Annotated in this window: 10 protein-coding genes; 5 read left to right on the plus strand and 5 right to left on the minus strand. The window is 68.0% G+C overall.

Annotated elements, in window-relative coordinates:
* Nucleotides 1-9: 9 nt before the first annotated feature.
* Complete coding sequence (locus tag I5803_RS10345; RefSeq protein WP_435520850.1) at nt 10-7191, minus strand: HAMP domain-containing protein; 7182 nt, start codon at nt 7189-7191, stop codon at nt 10-12.
* Between the two features lie 177 nt (nt 7192-7368).
* On the opposite strand from I5803_RS10345, the gene I5803_RS10350 reads away from it, so the two are divergent.
* The 3 genes from I5803_RS10350 to I5803_RS10360 are packed head-to-tail and all read left to right on the plus strand — an operon-like array spanning nt 7369 to nt 8277.
* A complete protein-coding gene (locus tag I5803_RS10350) occupies nt 7369-7758 on the plus strand; it encodes a hypothetical protein (protein ID WP_196986284.1) in 390 nt (129 codons plus the stop codon).
* The gene (locus I5803_RS10355) at nt 7759-8016 is read left to right on the plus strand and encodes a DUF5985 family protein (protein ID WP_196986285.1); all 258 of its coding nucleotides are present in this window, start codon (nt 7759-7761) and stop codon (nt 8014-8016) included. It abuts the gene before it with no gap.
* A 3-nt stretch (nt 8017-8019) separates the two neighbouring features.
* Nucleotides 8020-8277, plus strand: a complete 258-nt coding sequence (locus I5803_RS10360) for a DUF5985 family protein (protein WP_196986286.1) — start codon at nt 8020-8022, stop codon at nt 8275-8277.
* A gap of 4 nt (nt 8278-8281) precedes the next feature.
* On the opposite strand, the gene I5803_RS10365 is transcribed toward I5803_RS10360, so the two are convergent.
* The 3 genes from I5803_RS10365 to I5803_RS10375 are packed head-to-tail and all read right to left on the minus strand — an operon-like array spanning nt 8282 to nt 12147.
* Entirely contained in the window at nt 8282-10165 is a 1884-nt protein-coding gene (locus I5803_RS10365; protein ID WP_196986287.1) for a PAS domain-containing hybrid sensor histidine kinase/response regulator, read from the minus strand.
* A gap of 9 nt (nt 10166-10174) precedes the next feature.
* On the minus strand, nt 10175-11116 hold the full coding sequence (locus tag I5803_RS10370) for a hypothetical protein (RefSeq protein WP_196986288.1): 942 nt from the start codon (nt 11114-11116) through the stop codon (nt 10175-10177).
* Between the two features lie 5 nt (nt 11117-11121).
* Nucleotides 11122-12147 carry a hypothetical protein gene (locus tag I5803_RS10375; protein ID WP_196986289.1) on the minus strand — a complete coding sequence of 342 codons (1026 nt, stop codon included), beginning with the start codon at nt 12145-12147 and terminating at the stop codon, nt 11122-11124.
* A gap of 133 nt (nt 12148-12280) precedes the next feature.
* Here I5803_RS10375 and I5803_RS10380 point away from each other — a divergent pair, with 133 nt between their 5' ends.
* Complete coding sequence (locus I5803_RS10380; RefSeq protein WP_196986290.1) at nt 12281-13099, plus strand: isocitrate lyase/PEP mutase family protein; 819 nt, start codon at nt 12281-12283, stop codon at nt 13097-13099.
* A gap of 15 nt (nt 13100-13114) precedes the next feature.
* Here the strand turns inward: I5803_RS10380 and I5803_RS10385 are convergent, their stop codons facing one another.
* On the minus strand, nt 13115-13885 hold the full coding sequence (locus tag I5803_RS10385) for a metallophosphoesterase family protein (RefSeq protein WP_196986291.1): 771 nt from the start codon (nt 13883-13885) through the stop codon (nt 13115-13117).
* Nucleotides 13886-14015: 130 nt separating this feature from the next.
* On the opposite strand from I5803_RS10385, the gene I5803_RS10390 reads away from it, so the two are divergent.
* Nucleotides 14016-14855, plus strand: coding sequence for a nucleotidyltransferase (locus tag I5803_RS10390; protein WP_196986292.1), 840 nt, complete (start codon nt 14016-14018; stop codon nt 14853-14855).
* Nucleotide 14856: the final 1 nt, after the last annotated feature.

Here is a 14856-nt window from a genome sequence, read left to right on the forward strand (position 1 = left end):
TTCTCCGTATCAGCGGAACAGCCATACACGCATCAGCGAGAGCAGCTGGTCGGTGTTGACGGGCTTGGCGATGTAGTCGCTCGCACCCGCGTCCAGGCATTTCTCGCGATCCCCCTTCATCGCCTTGGCCGTGAGGGCCAGGATGGGGAGTGTACGGAACTGCGGGTCCTTGCGGATCTCGCGCATGGTCTCATAGCCGTCCATCTCCGGCATCATGATGTCCATCAGCACCATCGCGAGGTCGGGCGTGCTCTGGATCAGCTCGATCGCGTGGCGGCCGTTGGTCGCGCTCAGCACCTCGATCTCGTGGTTCTCCAGCACCGACGTGAGCGCGAAGATGTTGCGCGCGTCGTCGTCCACCACCAGCACCTTGCGCCCGCGCAGCACCTCCTCCGAGTGGTGCAGCTTGTCGAGCATGCGCTGCTTGTCCGCCGGCATGTCGGTGACCACGCGATGCAGGAACAGGGCCGTCTCGTCGAGCAGGCGTTCGGGCGACTGCACATCCTTCAGCACGATGCTCTTGGCCATGGAGTTCAGGCGTGCCTGCTCCGCGCTGCTCAGGTCCTTGCCCGTGAAGACGACCACCGGCACGTCGGCGAGGGACGGATCCTCCTGGAACTTCTCGAGCAGCTCGAAGCCGGTCATGTCCGGCAGGCGAAGGTCGAGCACCACGCAGTCGAACGGCTGGTCGCGCATCAACTCGAGCGCGGCGTCGCCGCGGCCCGTGGCCACGATCTCGATGTCCTTGTAGCCGAGGAGCTCCACGACGGCGTTGCGCTCGATCTCGTTGTCCTCCACCACCAGCAGCCGCTTCGTGCGCGGCACCGTGAATTCGCGGATGCGGTCGAAGGCGATCTCCAGGTTGTCGGTGGTCGGCTCCTTCACCAGGTACGCGAAGGCCCCGTGCGACAGGCCGTGCTGGCGCTCTTCCTCCATGCTCACGATCTGCACGGGGATGTGCCGCGTGGCCGGGTCGAGCTTGAGCTGGTTGAGCACCGTCCAGCCCAGCATGTCGGGCAGGAAGATGTCCAGCAGGATCGCGGTCGGCCGGAACTGGCGGGCCAGCGCGAGACCGTGCGCGCCGCGCGTGGCGACGAGGCCCTTGAAGCCCTTGTCGCGTGCCAGGCCCAGCAGGATGCGGGCGTAGTGCGGGTCGTCCTCGATCACCAGCACCGCCTTGTCGCCCTCGACGATCGCATCGCGGTCGTCCAGGATGTGCTCCTGGCGCGCCACGGGCAGCTGCACTAGCGAACGTGCGGAGATGGCCGCATCGGGATCCGTTTGCGGGGTCACCGTTGGCGCGGCGTTGCTGCCGGTGTAGTGCAGCGGCAGGTACAGGGTGAAGATACTGCCCTGGCCGTGCACGCTGGACAGGCGGATCTCGCCGCCCAGCAGCGACGCGAGTTCGCGCGAGATCGCGAGGCCTAGGCCCGTGCCGCCGTACTTGCGCGAGGTGCCCGCATCCGCCTGCTGGAAGGCCTCGAAGATCAGGCGCTGCTTCTCGGGCGGCACGCCGATGCCGGTGTCTTCCACCGCGAAGGCCACGACGGCCGGCGCCTGGCTGAGCGAGGGGTGGTCGGGGCTCCAGCCTTCGGTGACGAGGCCGACGCGAACTTCCACGTGGCCCTGCGAAGTGAACTTCACCGCGTTGGAGAGCAGGTTCTTCAGCACCTGCTGCAGGCGCTTCGGGTCGCTGTCCATCGCGCGCGGCAGGTTGTCGCTGAAGTGGATGTGGAAGGGCAGGTTCTTCGCCTCCGCCACGTGGCGGAAGTTGCGGTCGATGTTGTCGCGCAGGCCGTTGAAGGTGACCTCCTCGATTTCCACCGTCACCGTGCCCGACTCGATCTTGGACAGGTCCAGGATGTCGTTGATCAGGTGCAGCAGGTCCGAGCCCGAGGAATTGATGTTGCGCGAGAACTCGATCTGTTTCGGCGCGAGGTTGCCGGCGGAGTTTTCCGCGAGCTGCTGCGACAGGATCAGGATCGAGTTGAGCGGCGTGCGCAGCTCGTGCGACATGTTCGCGAGGAACTCCGACTTGTACTTGGACGTGAGCGCGAGCTCCTTCGCCTTTTCTTCCAGCGCGCCGCGGGCCTGTTCCACCTCGCGGTTCTTGCGCTCCACCTCGGCGTTCTGCTCGGCGAGCAGGCGGGCCTTGGTGCCGAGCTCCTCGTTGGTCTGCTGCAGCTCGATCTGGCGGGACTGCAGTTCCACCGTGAGCTGCTGCGACTGCGTGAGCAGGCCTTCGGTGCGCATCGTCGCCTCGATGGTGTTGAACACCGCGCCGATGCCCAGGGCGAGCTGGTCGAGGAAGTTCAGGTTCACCACGGTGAAGGGGTGCAGCGAGGCGAGCTCGATCACCGCCTTGGTCTGGTTCTCGTACATCACCGGGAGCACCACCACGCTCACCTGGCGCGCTTCGCCCAGGCTCGAGGAGATGTTCACGAAGTCCGGCGGTGCGTTGGTGAGCAGCAGGCGCTTGCGCTCCACCGCCGCCTGGCCCACGAGGCCCTCGCCCATGCGGATCGTGCGCGCGAGCTGCACCTTGCCGCTTTGCGCGTAGCTGGAGAGCAGCGTGAGGTCGGCGCTGCGGTCGTCCGCGCTGCTGCAGTGGTAGATCGTGCCCTGTTGCGCGTTCACCAGCGGCGCGAGTTCGGTGAGCAGCATGCGGCCCACGGTATCCAGCTCGCGCTGGCCCTGCAGCATGCCGGTGAAGCGCGCCAGGTTGGTCTTGAGCCAGTCCTGCTCGCGGTTCGACTCCGTCGTCTCGCGCAGGTTGGAAATCATCGTGTTGATGTTGTCCTTGAGCTCGGACACCTCGCCCTTGGCTTCCACCTGGATGGAACGCGTCAGGTCGCCCTTGGTCACGGCCGTCGCCACCTCCGCGATCGCTCGCACCTGCGTCGTCAGGTTGGCGGCCAGCAGGTTCACGTTACCCGTGAGGTCCTTCCACGTGCCCGCGGCGCCCGGCACGTTGGCCTGGCCCCCCAGCCGTCCGTCCACGCCCACTTCGCGCGCCACGTTCGTCACCTGGTCGGCGAAGGTTGCCAGCGTGTCGGTCATGCCGTTGATGGTGTCGGCGAGCGCCGCCACCTCGCCCTTGGCCTGCACCGTCAGGCGCTGCGTCAGGTTGCCGTTGGCCACGGCCGTCACGACCTTCACGATGCCTCGCACCTGCTCGGTGAGGTTGGACGCCATGAAGTTCACGTTGTCGGTCAAATCCTTCCAGGTGCCGCCCACGCCGGACACTTCGGCCTGGCCGCCCAGCTTGCCTTCCGTGCCCACTTCGCGCGCCACGCGCGTCACTTCGCCGGCGAAGGAGTTGAGCTGGTCCACCATCGTGTTGATGGTGTCCTTCAGCTCCAGGATTTCGCCCTTCACGTCCACCGTGATCTTGCGGTTCAGGTCGCCCCGCGCCACGGCCGTCGTCACTTCCGCGATGTTGCGCACCTGCGAGGTGAGGTTCGCGCCCATGGTGTTGACCGAGTCGGTCAAGTCCTTCCACGTGCCGGCGACGCCCGGCACCACGGCCTGCACGCCCAGGCGCCCTTCGGTACCCACTTCGCGCGCCACGCGCGTCACTTCCGAGGCGAAGGAGCGAAGCTGCTCCACCATGGTGTTGATCGTTTCCTTGAGCAGCAGGATCTCGCCGCGCACGTCCACCGTGATCTTCTTGGACAGGTCGCCGTTGGCCACGGCCACCGTCACTTCGGCGATGTTTCGCACCTGGCCCGTGAGGTTCGACGCCATCGAGTTCACGTTGTCGGTCAGGTCCTTCCACGTGCCCGCGACGCCGGGCACCTGCGCCTGGCCGCCCAGCTTGCCTTCGGTACCCACTTCGCGCGCCACGCGCGTCACTTCGGAGGCGAAGGCCGAGAGCTGGTCCACCATCGTGTTGATGGTTTCCTTCAGCTGGAGGATTTCGCCCTTCACGTCCACCGTGATCTTGCGGCCCAGGTCGCCCCGCGCGATGGCGGTCGCCACGTCCGCGATGTTCCGCACCTGGCCCGTCAGGTTGTTGGCCATGGAGTTGACGTTGTCCGTCAAGTCCTTCCACGTGCCCGCCACGCCGGGCACCTGCGCCTGGCCGCCCAGCTTGCCGTCCGTACCCACCTCGCGCGCCACGCGCGAGACTTCCGCCGCGAACGATCGCAGCTGGTCGACCATGGTGTTGATCGTGTTCTTCAAGTCGAGAATTTCGCCGCGCACGTCCACGGTGATGGTCTTGGACAAGTCGCCGTTCGCCACGGCCGTCGTCACTTCCGCGATGTTTCGCACCTGGTCGGTCAGGTTGGACGCCATGAAGTTCACGTTGTCCGTCAAGTCCTTCCAGGTGCCGGCCACGCCTTCCACCGCGGCCTGGCCGCCGAGCTTGCCGTCCGTGCCCACCTCGCGCGCCACGCGCGAGACTTCGCCCGCGAAGGAGTTCAGCTGGTCCACCATGGTGTTCATGGTCTGCTTGAGCTGGAGGATCTCGCCCTTCACGTCCACCGTGATCTTGCGCGAGAGGTCGCCGCGGGCGATGGCCGTGGCCACGTCCGCGATGTTGCGCACCTGGCCCGTCAGGTTCGATGCCATGAAGTTCACGTTGTCGGTCAGGTCCTTCCAGGTACCCGCGACGCCAGGCACCACGGCCTGGCCGCCCAGCTTGCCTTCGGTGCCCACCTCGCGCGCCACACGCGTCACTTCGGAGGCGAAGCCGTTCAGCTGGTCCACCATCGTGTTGATGGTGTCCTTGAGCTGAAGGATTTCGCCTTTCACTTCCACCGTGATCTTGCGCGAGAGGTCGCCCCGCGCCACGGCCGTCGTCACGTCGGCGATGTTCCGCACCTGGGACGTCAGGTTGTTGGCCATGGAGTTGACGTTGTCGGTCAGGTCCTTCCAGGTGCCGGCCACGCCACGCACCTGCGCCTGTCCGCCCAGCTTGCCTTCCGTGCCCACCTCGCGCGCCACGCGCGTCACTTCGCCGGCGAAGGAGTTGAGCTGGTCCACCATGGTGTTGAGCGTGTTCTTCAGCTCGAGGATTTCGCCCTTCACGTCCACCGTGATCTTCTTGGACAAGTCGCCGTTCGCCACGGCGGTCGCCACTTCCGCGATGTTCCGCACCTGGCCCGTGAGGTTCGACGCCATCGAGTTCACGTTGTCGGTCAGGTCCTTCCAGGTACCGGCCACGCCCAGCACCACGGCCTGGCCGCCCAGCTTGCCTTCCGTACCCACTTCGCGCGCCACACGCGACACTTCGCCCGCGAAGCCGTTCAGCTGGTCCACCATCGTGTTGATGGTGTTCTTCAGTTCGAGAATCTCGCCGCGCACGTCGGCGGTGATCTTCTTGGACAAGTCGCCGCGCGCCACGGCGGTCGTCACTTCCGCGATGTTTCGCACCTGGCCCGTGAGGTTCGACGCCATGAAGTTCACGGAGTCCGTCAAGTCCTTCCACGTACCCGCGATACCCGGCACCACGGCCTGGCCGCCCAGCTTGCCTTCGGTGCCCACTTCGCGCGCCACCCGCGTCACTTCCGACGAGAAGCCGTTGAGCTGGTCCACCATCGTGTTGATGGTTTCCTTCAATTCGAGAATTTCACCCTTCACGTCCACCGTGATCTTCTTGGACAAGTCGCCGTTCGCAACCGCGGTCGTCACTTCCGCGATGTTTCGCACCTGGCCCGTGAGGTTCGACGCCATCGAGTTCACGTTGTCGGTCAGGTCCTTCCACGTGCCCGCGACGCCCGGCACCTGGGCTTGACCGCCCAGCTTGCCTTCGGTACCCACTTCGCGCGCCACGCGCGTCACCTCCGACGCGAAGCCGTTGAGCTGGTCCACCATCGTGTTGATGGTTTCCTTCAGCGCGAGAATCTCCCCCTTCACTTCCACCGTGATCTTGGACGACAGGTCGCCCTTCGCGATGGCGGTTGCCACGCCCGCGATGTTTCGCACCTGCCCCGTGAGGTTCGAGGCCATGGAGTTCACGGAGTCGGTCAGGTCCTTCCACGTGCCCGCGATGCCGGGCACCTGCGCCTGGCCGCCCAGCTTGCCTTCGGTACCCACTTCGCGCGCCACGCGCGTCACCTCGGAGGAGAAGCCATTGAGCTGGTCCACCATGGTGTTGATGGTTTCCTTCAGCTCCAGGATCTCGCCCTTCACTTCCACCGTGATCTTGCGCGACAGGTCGCCGCGGGCCACGGCGGTCGTCACCGTCGCGATGTTTCGCACCTGCGACGTCAGGTTGTTCGCCATGGAGTTGACGGAGTCGGTCAAGTCCTTCCAGGTGCCGGCCACGCCGGGCACCACGGCCTGGCCGCCCAGTCGCCCGTCGGTACCCACCTCGCGCGCCACCCGCGTCACTTCGGACGCGAACGAGCGAAGCTGGTCCACCATGGTGTTCGTCGCTTCCTTCAGCTGCAGGATTTCGCCGCGCACGTCCACGGTGATCTTCTTGGACAGGTCGCCGTTGGCCACGGCGATCGTCACGTCCGCGATGTTTCGCACCTGCGCCGTGAGGTTGCCGGCCATCTGGTTCACGGAGTCGGTCAGGTCCTTCCACACGCCCGACACGCCCTTCACCTTGGCCTGGCCGCCGAGCTTGCCCTCGGTGCCCACTTCGCGCGCCACGCGCGTCACTTCCGACGTGAAGACCGAGAGCTGCTCGATCATGGTGTTCACGAGCTTGGCGGACCGTAGGAACTCACCCTTCAGCGGCCGGCCATCGACCTGCAGTTCCATCGACTGGCTGAGGTCGCCCTTCGCCACGGCGCCGATCGTGCGCGCGATGTCGGTGGTGGGGCGCACCAGGTCGTCGATCAGCGTGTTGAATGAATCGACCTGGTCGGCCCACCCGCCCAGCGCGCCGGGCGCGGACATCCGCTGCGCGAGCCGGCCTTCCTTGCCCACCGTGACGCGCAGGCGCTCGGCCTCGCTGCCGATGCGCTCTGCATTCGCGATCGCGGTGTTGAAGTGTTCGGCGATGCGCGCATCGGTGCCGACCCAGTCGGCCGGCAGGCGCATGCTGAAGTCACCGTTGGAGAAGGCCATCATCGCCGCCAGGATCTGGCGGGAGCGGACCTCGTTGTCTTCCCAGGGCCTGGCGCCCTCTCCGAGTTCCGCCGGAGGATGACCGTTGCCGGATGCGTTTCGCGTCCGGATCGTCATCGCCTTGGCCGCCTTGCGCTTGGTCCCCGTTTGTATTGCCTGATCCATGCGTGACTCCGTAAGTTCGCACCCGCAAACATCGCGGGCCGTGCGCGCTACCTCCTCCTGGGAAGGCGCGCGGGTTTGCCAGTGTCTTCCCGTTGGCCGACGCCCGGTGTAGGACGAAGCCCACAACGCATGAGTTCGGCCGGCTCAGCCGTGCGATACAGGATAAATTCACGCCCCATGGCTGACCCACCCGAGCATCTTTCCCCCGACGTGCGCCGCTTCATCCTCACGAGCGTGCCGTCGGTGCCCTTTCTCGAGGCCATGCTGCTGATGCGGGCCGACCGCATCCAGCACTGGGATGCGCCGCGCATGGCGAAGGCGCTGTACACGCGGCGCAAGGCGGCCGCCGACCTGCTGCAGCAACTGTGCGACGCAGGCATCGCCGCGGCCGAGGGCACGACCGCCTTCGCCTACCGGCCGGCTTCGGATGACCTGGCACAGCGCCTGGATGCGTTGGCCGGCTGCTACACCACGCACCTGGTCGCGGTGACGGACCTGATCCATTCGCGCACGGAACGGCGTGCGCAGCAGTTCGCGGACGCGTTCCGCTGGAAGAAGGAGGACTAGATGGCGGCCATCATTTATTCGCTGTGCGCGCTCACCAGCCTGGCCTGCTTCGTCTTCCTGTGGCGCACCTGGCGGCTCGGCGGGCACCGGCTCCTCTTCTGGAGCGCGCTGTGTTTCGCGCTGCTCACCGTCAACAACGTCGTGCTGGTCGTGGACAAGGTCATGCTGCCGGATGCGGACCTCAAGCTGTGGCGGCTGGCCGTCGGCTTCGCGGCCGTGATGCTGCTCGTCGTCGGGCTGGTGTGGGAGGAAGACTGAGCCATGGAACAGATACTCACCGGCGGCATCGTCGCGGGCTCGTTCGTCGCGGGCCTGTTCTTCTTCCGCTTCTGGCGCACGACGCGCGACGGCTTCTTCCTCTACTTCGCGGGCTCGTTCTGGATCGAGGGCATCAACCGGCTCGCGCTGGGCCTGCTGCCCGAGGCGAGCGAACTCAGCCCGGTGTTCTACGGCCTGCGGGTGGTGGCTTACGGATTGATCATCGTGGCCATCTGGCAGAAGAACCGGCCGCGGGCCTGACGCGTCAAGGCACGAGCCGGCCCACCAGCGCCTGCAGCGTCGCGAAGTCCACCGGCTTCACGAAGTGCAGGTCGAAGCCGGCCGCGGTCGTCCGCTGCTTGTCTTCCTCGTTGCCGTAGCCGGTCACCGCCGCCACCAGCAGGCGCGGCGAATCGACCCGCAGCGCCTTCAGCACTTCGAAGCCGTTCATGTCCGGCATGCCCAGGTCGACCAGCGCCGCGTGGGGCGCGTATTCCTTGGCGCGTGCGATCCCGGTCGGGCCGTCATAGGCCGTCTTGACGGAGCAACCCATCAGCCGCAGGATTTCCGCGAGGCTGTCCGCGGCGTCGCGGTTGTCGTCGATGATGAGCACGCGCGCGCTCCCCGCGCCGCCGTCCGCGCCGCCACGGCCTTCCATCGTGGCGTTGGGAATGGTGAAGCTGAAGGTGCTGCCCAACCCGGGGCCGGGGCTTTTGGCCTGCATCGACCCGCCGTGCATCTCCACCAGCGACTTGGCCAGCGTGAGGCCGATGCCCAGCCCGCTTTCCTTCGATTGCCCCTGTTCCGCGCCCTGGAAGAAGAGCTCGAAGATCTGCTCGCGCGCCGGCTCGCTCAGGCCCGCCCCGTTGTCGGTGACGCGCGTGGTCAGCACGCCGTTGTCCACCGAGGCTTCCAGCTCGATGCGGCCGGCGGCGGGCGTGTACTTCGCGGCGTTGGTGAGCAGGTTCTGGATCACCTGCGTGAGCCGCGTGGCGTCCGCCATCACGTGGATGTCGGCGGAAGGCACGCGGGCGTGGAACTCGTGGTGGCGCGCATCCATGAGCGGGCGCACGCCTTCCACCGCGCGAGCCACGACCTGGTTGTAGAGGATCCGCTCCTTCTTCAGCCGCACCTTGCCGCTGGTGAGCCGGCCGACGTCTAGCAGGTCGTCCACCAGGCGCGTCATGTGCGTGAGCTGACGGTCGATCATGTCGCGGCTGCTGCGCACGATGGGGCTGGGCGAAGGTTCCAGCTGCAGCACCGTCACCGCATTGCGGATGGGCGCCAGCGGGTTGCGCAGCTCGTGCGCGAGCATCGCGAGGAACTCGTTCATGCGGCGGCTGGAATTCTCCAGCTGCTCCAGGCGCCGCCGGTCGCTCATGTCGCGCGTCACCTTGGCGAAGCCGCGCAGCACGCCATGGGCGTCGCGCACGGGGGACACCGCCACGTTGGCCCAGAAGGCGCTTCCGTCCTTGCGGATGCGCCAGCCCTCCCCTTCCGCGCGGCCCACCCGCAAGGCGGTTTCCAGTTCCGCCGCCGGCTGGCCGGCGGCCGCGTCCTCCGGCCGGTAGAAGCGGCTGAAGTGCGAGCCGATGATCTCGCCCGCGCGGTAGCCGATGAGGAGTTCGGCGCCCGAGTTCCAGCTCTCCACCATGCCGTCCGGGCTCAGCATGAAGATCGCGTAGTCGCGCACGCCTTCCACGAGCAGCCGCAGGCGCTCCTCGCTTTCGCGCATCGCCTCCTCGTGCTGGCGCCGCTCGGTCAGGTCCCGCGTGACCTTGCCGAAGCCCGCGAGCCCGCCGGCCCTGTCGTGCAGCGCGGTGATGACGACATTCGCCCAGAACTGCGAGCCGTCCTTGCGGACACGCCAGCCCTCGTCTTCGAAGCGGCCCTCGCGCGTCGCCGCGCGCAGCTCGTGTTCTGGCCAGCCGCGGTCGCGCGCCTCCTGCGTATAGAACATCGAGAAGTGCCGGCCGATGACTTCCGCACGCGTATAGCCCTTGATGCGCTCGGCGCCGGTGTTCCACGAAGCGACGTTGCCGGCCGGATCGAGCATGAAGATGCCGTAGTCGACCACCGAATCGACCAGCAGGCGAAAACGATCCGTACCCTGCACCTCGCCTGCGGCGCGCTCAATATCAGGCTCCATGGGGCCATGTTATTCCCGGGAGGCGGATGAGGACGTAGGCGCCGGCCTACGGTCCTCGATAGGGGATGGCCCCGGAGCCGCGAACTGCTCGCCCAGCCGCGACAGCAGCTGCCCGAACCCCTGCGCCTCGATGCGCAGGGCCATCACCGCGCTGTCCGTCCGCTCGAACCCGTCCAGCAGCCGCGCATGGACCTCCGCCGCCGGCTCCAGCTGCTGCGCCGTGCAGTGGCCGCCGGACAGGGCCGCCACCCGGGGACACCACTCGCGGTCGAAGGCATCGAGGTCGCGCCGCAGCTGCTCCAGCCAGATGGTGCGCCGCTCGAAGAGGGTGCGGCCCACCAGGACGGTTTCGCCCACGAGGTCGCCGATGGTGTCCAGGCGCTTCAGGGCCTGGGTCGCTTGCTGCGCGGCCTGGGCCCACTTGCGCATCCGCTCCTCCTTGCCCGGCACGGGACCCGCGGACAGGTGCTCCGTCAGCTCCGCGAGCCAGTGGACCGCATCCCCGGTTTCGCCGGCGATGGCCCGATGCTCCAGGTCCAGCTCCACCACGGCACGCCGCGAGGCGGACGCGATGGGCCGCCATTCGCGCGCGAGCGCATCGAGTCGCTGCCGGGCGTCGCCCGCCGCGGCCAGCATGGCGCGATGCGCCGCCTCGAAGTCCTGCGCCGGCCGGCGGCCCCACGGCCACAGGCGCCGCCACCAGGCGGGAATCGCCAGCGCCTGGAGGTCCAGCCCGCGGGCCGCCAGCAGGAGCGCGTGGAATGTCTGCTCGAGTTCCTGCGCCTCCCACGCCTGCGCCTGGGCTTCCAGGATGTCGCGCAGCTGCACGACGCGGGGCAGGTGTTCGGTGTGGACCTCGTGGATGGCGTCGGCCATCCACGCCGCCAGCACGTGCGGGGGTTGGCCCGAGGGTTTGCGGGGCGCGGTGTCCGGACCGGTACCCGGCGACATGCCGTTCAGCGTTTCGGTTCGAGCGGCGTGGGCACCGTCATCGCTTCGGAGCCGCGGCTGCGCCGCCCCGGCCGCGTCGGCACGCTCTCCGGGGTGTCGCCCATGATGTCCGAGTGGATGTCGCTGGGCGGCAGGTCCCCTTCGCCTGAGGTGGAGTCGCCCGTGGCGCCCGGTGCGGCGCGGCGGAAATCGGTCGTGATCGACCCGGCGAAATAGAGCGCCGCCAGCACCTGGCTGAGCTGCCGGTCGCCCATGCCGGTGGACAGGGCGAGCTGGGCGAAGGTCTGCGGCATGGTGCCCAGCTCCGAGAGCACCGCCAGGTGCGGGTCGCGGATCATGCGCGGCGACACCGAGGGCTTGCGCCGGTAGAAGATCTTCGCCTGCCGGTAGCGCGGGGGCAGGTGGTCGCCGTCGGAGCGGCCGATGAAGCGCCACATCACGCGCGCCATCGTCGTCTTGGAAAAGTTGGGGGGCATCGCGTCGGCCGCGGCGGGCCGCCCGGTCCATTGCGCCTGCAGGAGTTCCGTACCCGTGAGGCCGGGGGCCAGGCCGATGTCGCCATTGACGTTGAGGATGCCGACCAGCCTGCCCTGCAGCATGAGGTGGAACACGGGCGAGCGCAGGTCCTGCCGGCGCTCGGCGATCTCCCCGCCGAGCGTCTGCTCGAGCGTCGACTGGTTCAATTCCGACTCGAAGGCGCGCAGGATCTGCGCGACGCTCTCTGCCGAATGCGGATCGAACGCGCGCGGCGGCGTGAAGAGCGGCGAGCGCACGGGCAGCGTGAAGGCGAACGGCCGGTCGATCTCGCTGAGGTTCAGGGAAATCGCCGGCTTGTCCGGCTGCCCGGAGGGAACGCGCACGAACTGGCCGCGAACGGGCAGGGCGTGCTCGCCGTTGATCCACAGGGCGTCCGCATCGGCCACGGGACCCGGCTGCCAGCGGACGGCCTGGCTGCGTGCCATCAACAGGTTGAGCAGGTACTGCTCGTCGGCAAAGCCGATCAACCCCATCCGCATCAACGGTGCATTCATAAGCCACCCTCCACCGCACATGGTAACGGCGCATGGGGTTTGCATGCAAACCGCATATACCCGCCCCGACGCAGCGGTGCAACGGCGGTTGCATACTGGCGCTCCTGCCCGACCGCCACCGAGGAGTCCGCCCATGCCGCACGATGTCACCGCCGCCCGCGCGTCGTTTCGCGCCCTGCACCAATCCGGCTGCTTCGTGCTGCCCAACCCCTGGGACGTGGGCAGCGCGCGGATGCTGGCGCACCTGGGCTTCTCCGCGCTGGCATCGACGAGCGCGGGCTACGCGTGGACCATCGGCCTGCCGGACAACCAGGTGACCCGGGACGGCGTGCTGGAGCACCTCGCGCAGCTGTGCCGCGCCACGGACCTGCCCGTCAATGCCGACTACGAGTCCGGTTTCGCCGAGGAACCCGAAGGCGTGGCGGCCAACGTCCGGCTCGCGATCGACACCGGCGTGGCCGGCCTGTCGATCGAGGACCGGGACGGCACGCCCACGGGCCTCTACGACATCGCCTTCGCCACCGAGCGCATCCGCGCCGCGCGCCGCGCCATCGACGACAGCGGGCAAAACGTCATCCTCGTCGCGCGTACCGAGGGCCTGCTGGTCGATCCGTCCGCGCTCACTCCCGCCATCGACAAGCTGGTCGCCTTCGCGCAGGCCGGCGCGGACTGCCTCTATGCACCCGGCGTGATGGCGAAGGCGGACATCGTCGCGATGGTGCGCGCGGTCGCGCCCAAGCCGGTCAACGTGGTGATCTCCAAACCCGGCACGCGCGTGGCGGACTTCGCGGAGATGGGCGTGCGGCGCATCAGCATCGGGGGGGCGCTGGCGCGCGCCGCGTGGGCTGGCGCGCTGGACGCGGCCAGGACGCTGCGGGAAGGCTCCTTCGACGGATTCGCCGGCGCGACGCCGAGCCGCGAGCTCAACGGGATGTTCGCGCCGTTCGCCTGACGCGGCGCTGGCGCATCAAGCCTCGACCGGGCTCTCCGCGAGCTCGCGCGCCACTTCGAACAGGCGGAAGGGCGGCACGTCCGGGCGGCTGCGTTGCAGCAGCGGCTTGGCGACATTGAAGACCGGCACGCCGTTGATCGTGCGGCCTTCCATCGTGCCCCGATGCGCATGGCCGTGGAAGACGGCGTCGACGGGATAGCGCAGCAGGGGCTCCTCCAGCCGGCTCGAGCCGAGGAAGGGATAGATCTCCACCGGCTCGCCCTCCACCGTCCCTACGATGGGGGAGTAATGCAGCATGGCGATGCGCCGCGGCGTGCGCAGCTTGGCGAGCGCCGACTCGAGTTTGCGCACCTCGTTGAGCGCTTCCTGCACGAAGACCTTGATCGCCGGCTCGCCCCACGCGCCGAGCGAGCCGCGCCCGAAGCCGCCCGCGAAGCCCTTCACGCCGGCGATGCCCACGCCCTCGATCTCGCACGCCTCGCCATCGAGCACGCGCACGCCGGCGCGCGTGAGCGCCGCGGTCACGACCTCGGGCGTGCCCGATTCGTAATCGTGGTTCCCGAGCACGGCGACGATGGGAATCTTCACCACACTGAGTTCGTCGACGAGCACCTGCGCCTCTTCGGCCGTGCCGTAGTCGGTGAGGTCGCCGCAGAGCAGCAGTGCATCCGCGGCGGCGCCCGCCTGCGCGAAGAGGGCGCGCAGGGAACCGGCGGAATCCTTGGTGACATGGATGTCGCCGATGGCGGCGAAGCGGACGGTATTGGAGTTGGCGGACTGGCCCATGACACGATGATGCAAGCGGGAACGCGCGCGGGCATGGGCAATCCGCCGTCGCGGGGTGTAGGCCAAAGCCGACGTTGCATGGGGCAACCCGTCACGCCACGGCGCCCCGGCGCCTGCTTATGGTGAGGCCATGACCTCTCCCTCCAACGCCGTCCTCGCGCCGTCCCTCGAAGAAGAGGTTCACCCCGACACCGCCGCGTTCTACCGGCGCGCGCTGCAGTCGCTCACGGATGCGGGCGTGCCCTTCCTGGTGGGCGGCGCGTTCGCGCACGCCTGCTTCACCGGCATCCGCCGGCCCACCAAGGACCTCGACCTGTTCATCCAGCGCGCCGACTACGACCGTGTCGCGGCGCTCATGCAGGCCGAAGGCTGGCGGGCCGAGCTCACCTATCCGCACTGGCTCGCCAAGGTGTATGCGGGCGAGGACTTCATCGACCTGATCTTCAACTCGGGCAACGGCGTGACGCCGGTGGACGACCGGTGGTTCCGCCACAACCCGATGGCCGACGTGCTGGGCGTGCCGGTGCGCATCGCCAACATGGAAGACAGCTTCCTGTCCAAGGCCTTCATCATGGAGCGCGAGCGCTACGACGGCGCGGACATCGCGCACACGCTGCAGGCCAACGCCGAGCAGCTCGACTGGCAGGGGCTCGTCGAGCGCTTCGGCTCGAACTGGCGCGTGCTGCTCGCGCACCTCACGCTCTTCGGCTACATCTACCCCGGCGAGCGCCACCGCATCCCGAAATGGGTGATGGACAAGCTGATCGACCGGCTCACGGCGGAGACCATGATGCCGCCCGAGGAGGATCCGCACGTCTGCGCCGGCACGCTGCTGTCGCGCGAGCAATACCTGCACGACGTGGAACGGCTGGGCTACGTGGACGGCCGGCTCACGCCCGCGAGCACCATGACGCCGCGCGACGTGACGGTGTGGACGGAGGCGATCCCCGCGCGGCAGGCACCACAATAGC

It is taken from the genome of Caenimonas aquaedulcis (assembly GCF_015831345.1).
GTDB classification, from domain to species: domain Bacteria; phylum Pseudomonadota; class Gammaproteobacteria; order Burkholderiales; family Burkholderiaceae_C; genus Ramlibacter; species Ramlibacter aquaedulcis.

Bases quoted from the DNA above. Each gene is read 5' to 3' on its own strand.
- I5803_RS10345 (WP_435520850.1), bottom strand. From the start codon at position 7,191: ATGGATCAGGCAATACAAACGGGGACCAAGCGCAAGGCGGCCAAGGCG.
- I5803_RS10350 (WP_196986284.1), top strand. From the start codon at position 7,369: ATGGCTGACCCACCCGAGCATCTTTCCCCCGACGTGCGCCGCTTCATC.
- I5803_RS10355 (WP_196986285.1), top strand. From the start codon at position 7,759: ATGGCGGCCATCATTTATTCGCTGTGCGCGCTCACCAGCCTGGCCTGC.
- I5803_RS10360 (WP_196986286.1), top strand. From the start codon at position 8,020: ATGGAACAGATACTCACCGGCGGCATCGTCGCGGGCTCGTTCGTCGCG.
- I5803_RS10365 (WP_196986287.1), bottom strand. From the start codon at position 10,165: ATGGAGCCTGATATTGAGCGCGCCGCAGGCGAGGTGCAGGGTACGGAT.
- I5803_RS10370 (WP_196986288.1), bottom strand. From the start codon at position 11,116: ATGTCGCCGGGTACCGGTCCGGACACCGCGCCCCGCAAACCCTCGGGC.
- I5803_RS10375 (WP_196986289.1), bottom strand. From the start codon at position 12,147: ATGAATGCACCGTTGATGCGGATGGGGTTGATCGGCTTTGCCGACGAG.
- I5803_RS10380 (WP_196986290.1), top strand. From the start codon at position 12,281: ATGCCGCACGATGTCACCGCCGCCCGCGCGTCGTTTCGCGCCCTGCAC.
- I5803_RS10385 (WP_196986291.1), bottom strand. From the start codon at position 13,885: ATGGGCCAGTCCGCCAACTCCAATACCGTCCGCTTCGCCGCCATCGGC.
- I5803_RS10390 (WP_196986292.1), top strand. From the start codon at position 14,016: ATGACCTCTCCCTCCAACGCCGTCCTCGCGCCGTCCCTCGAAGAAGAG.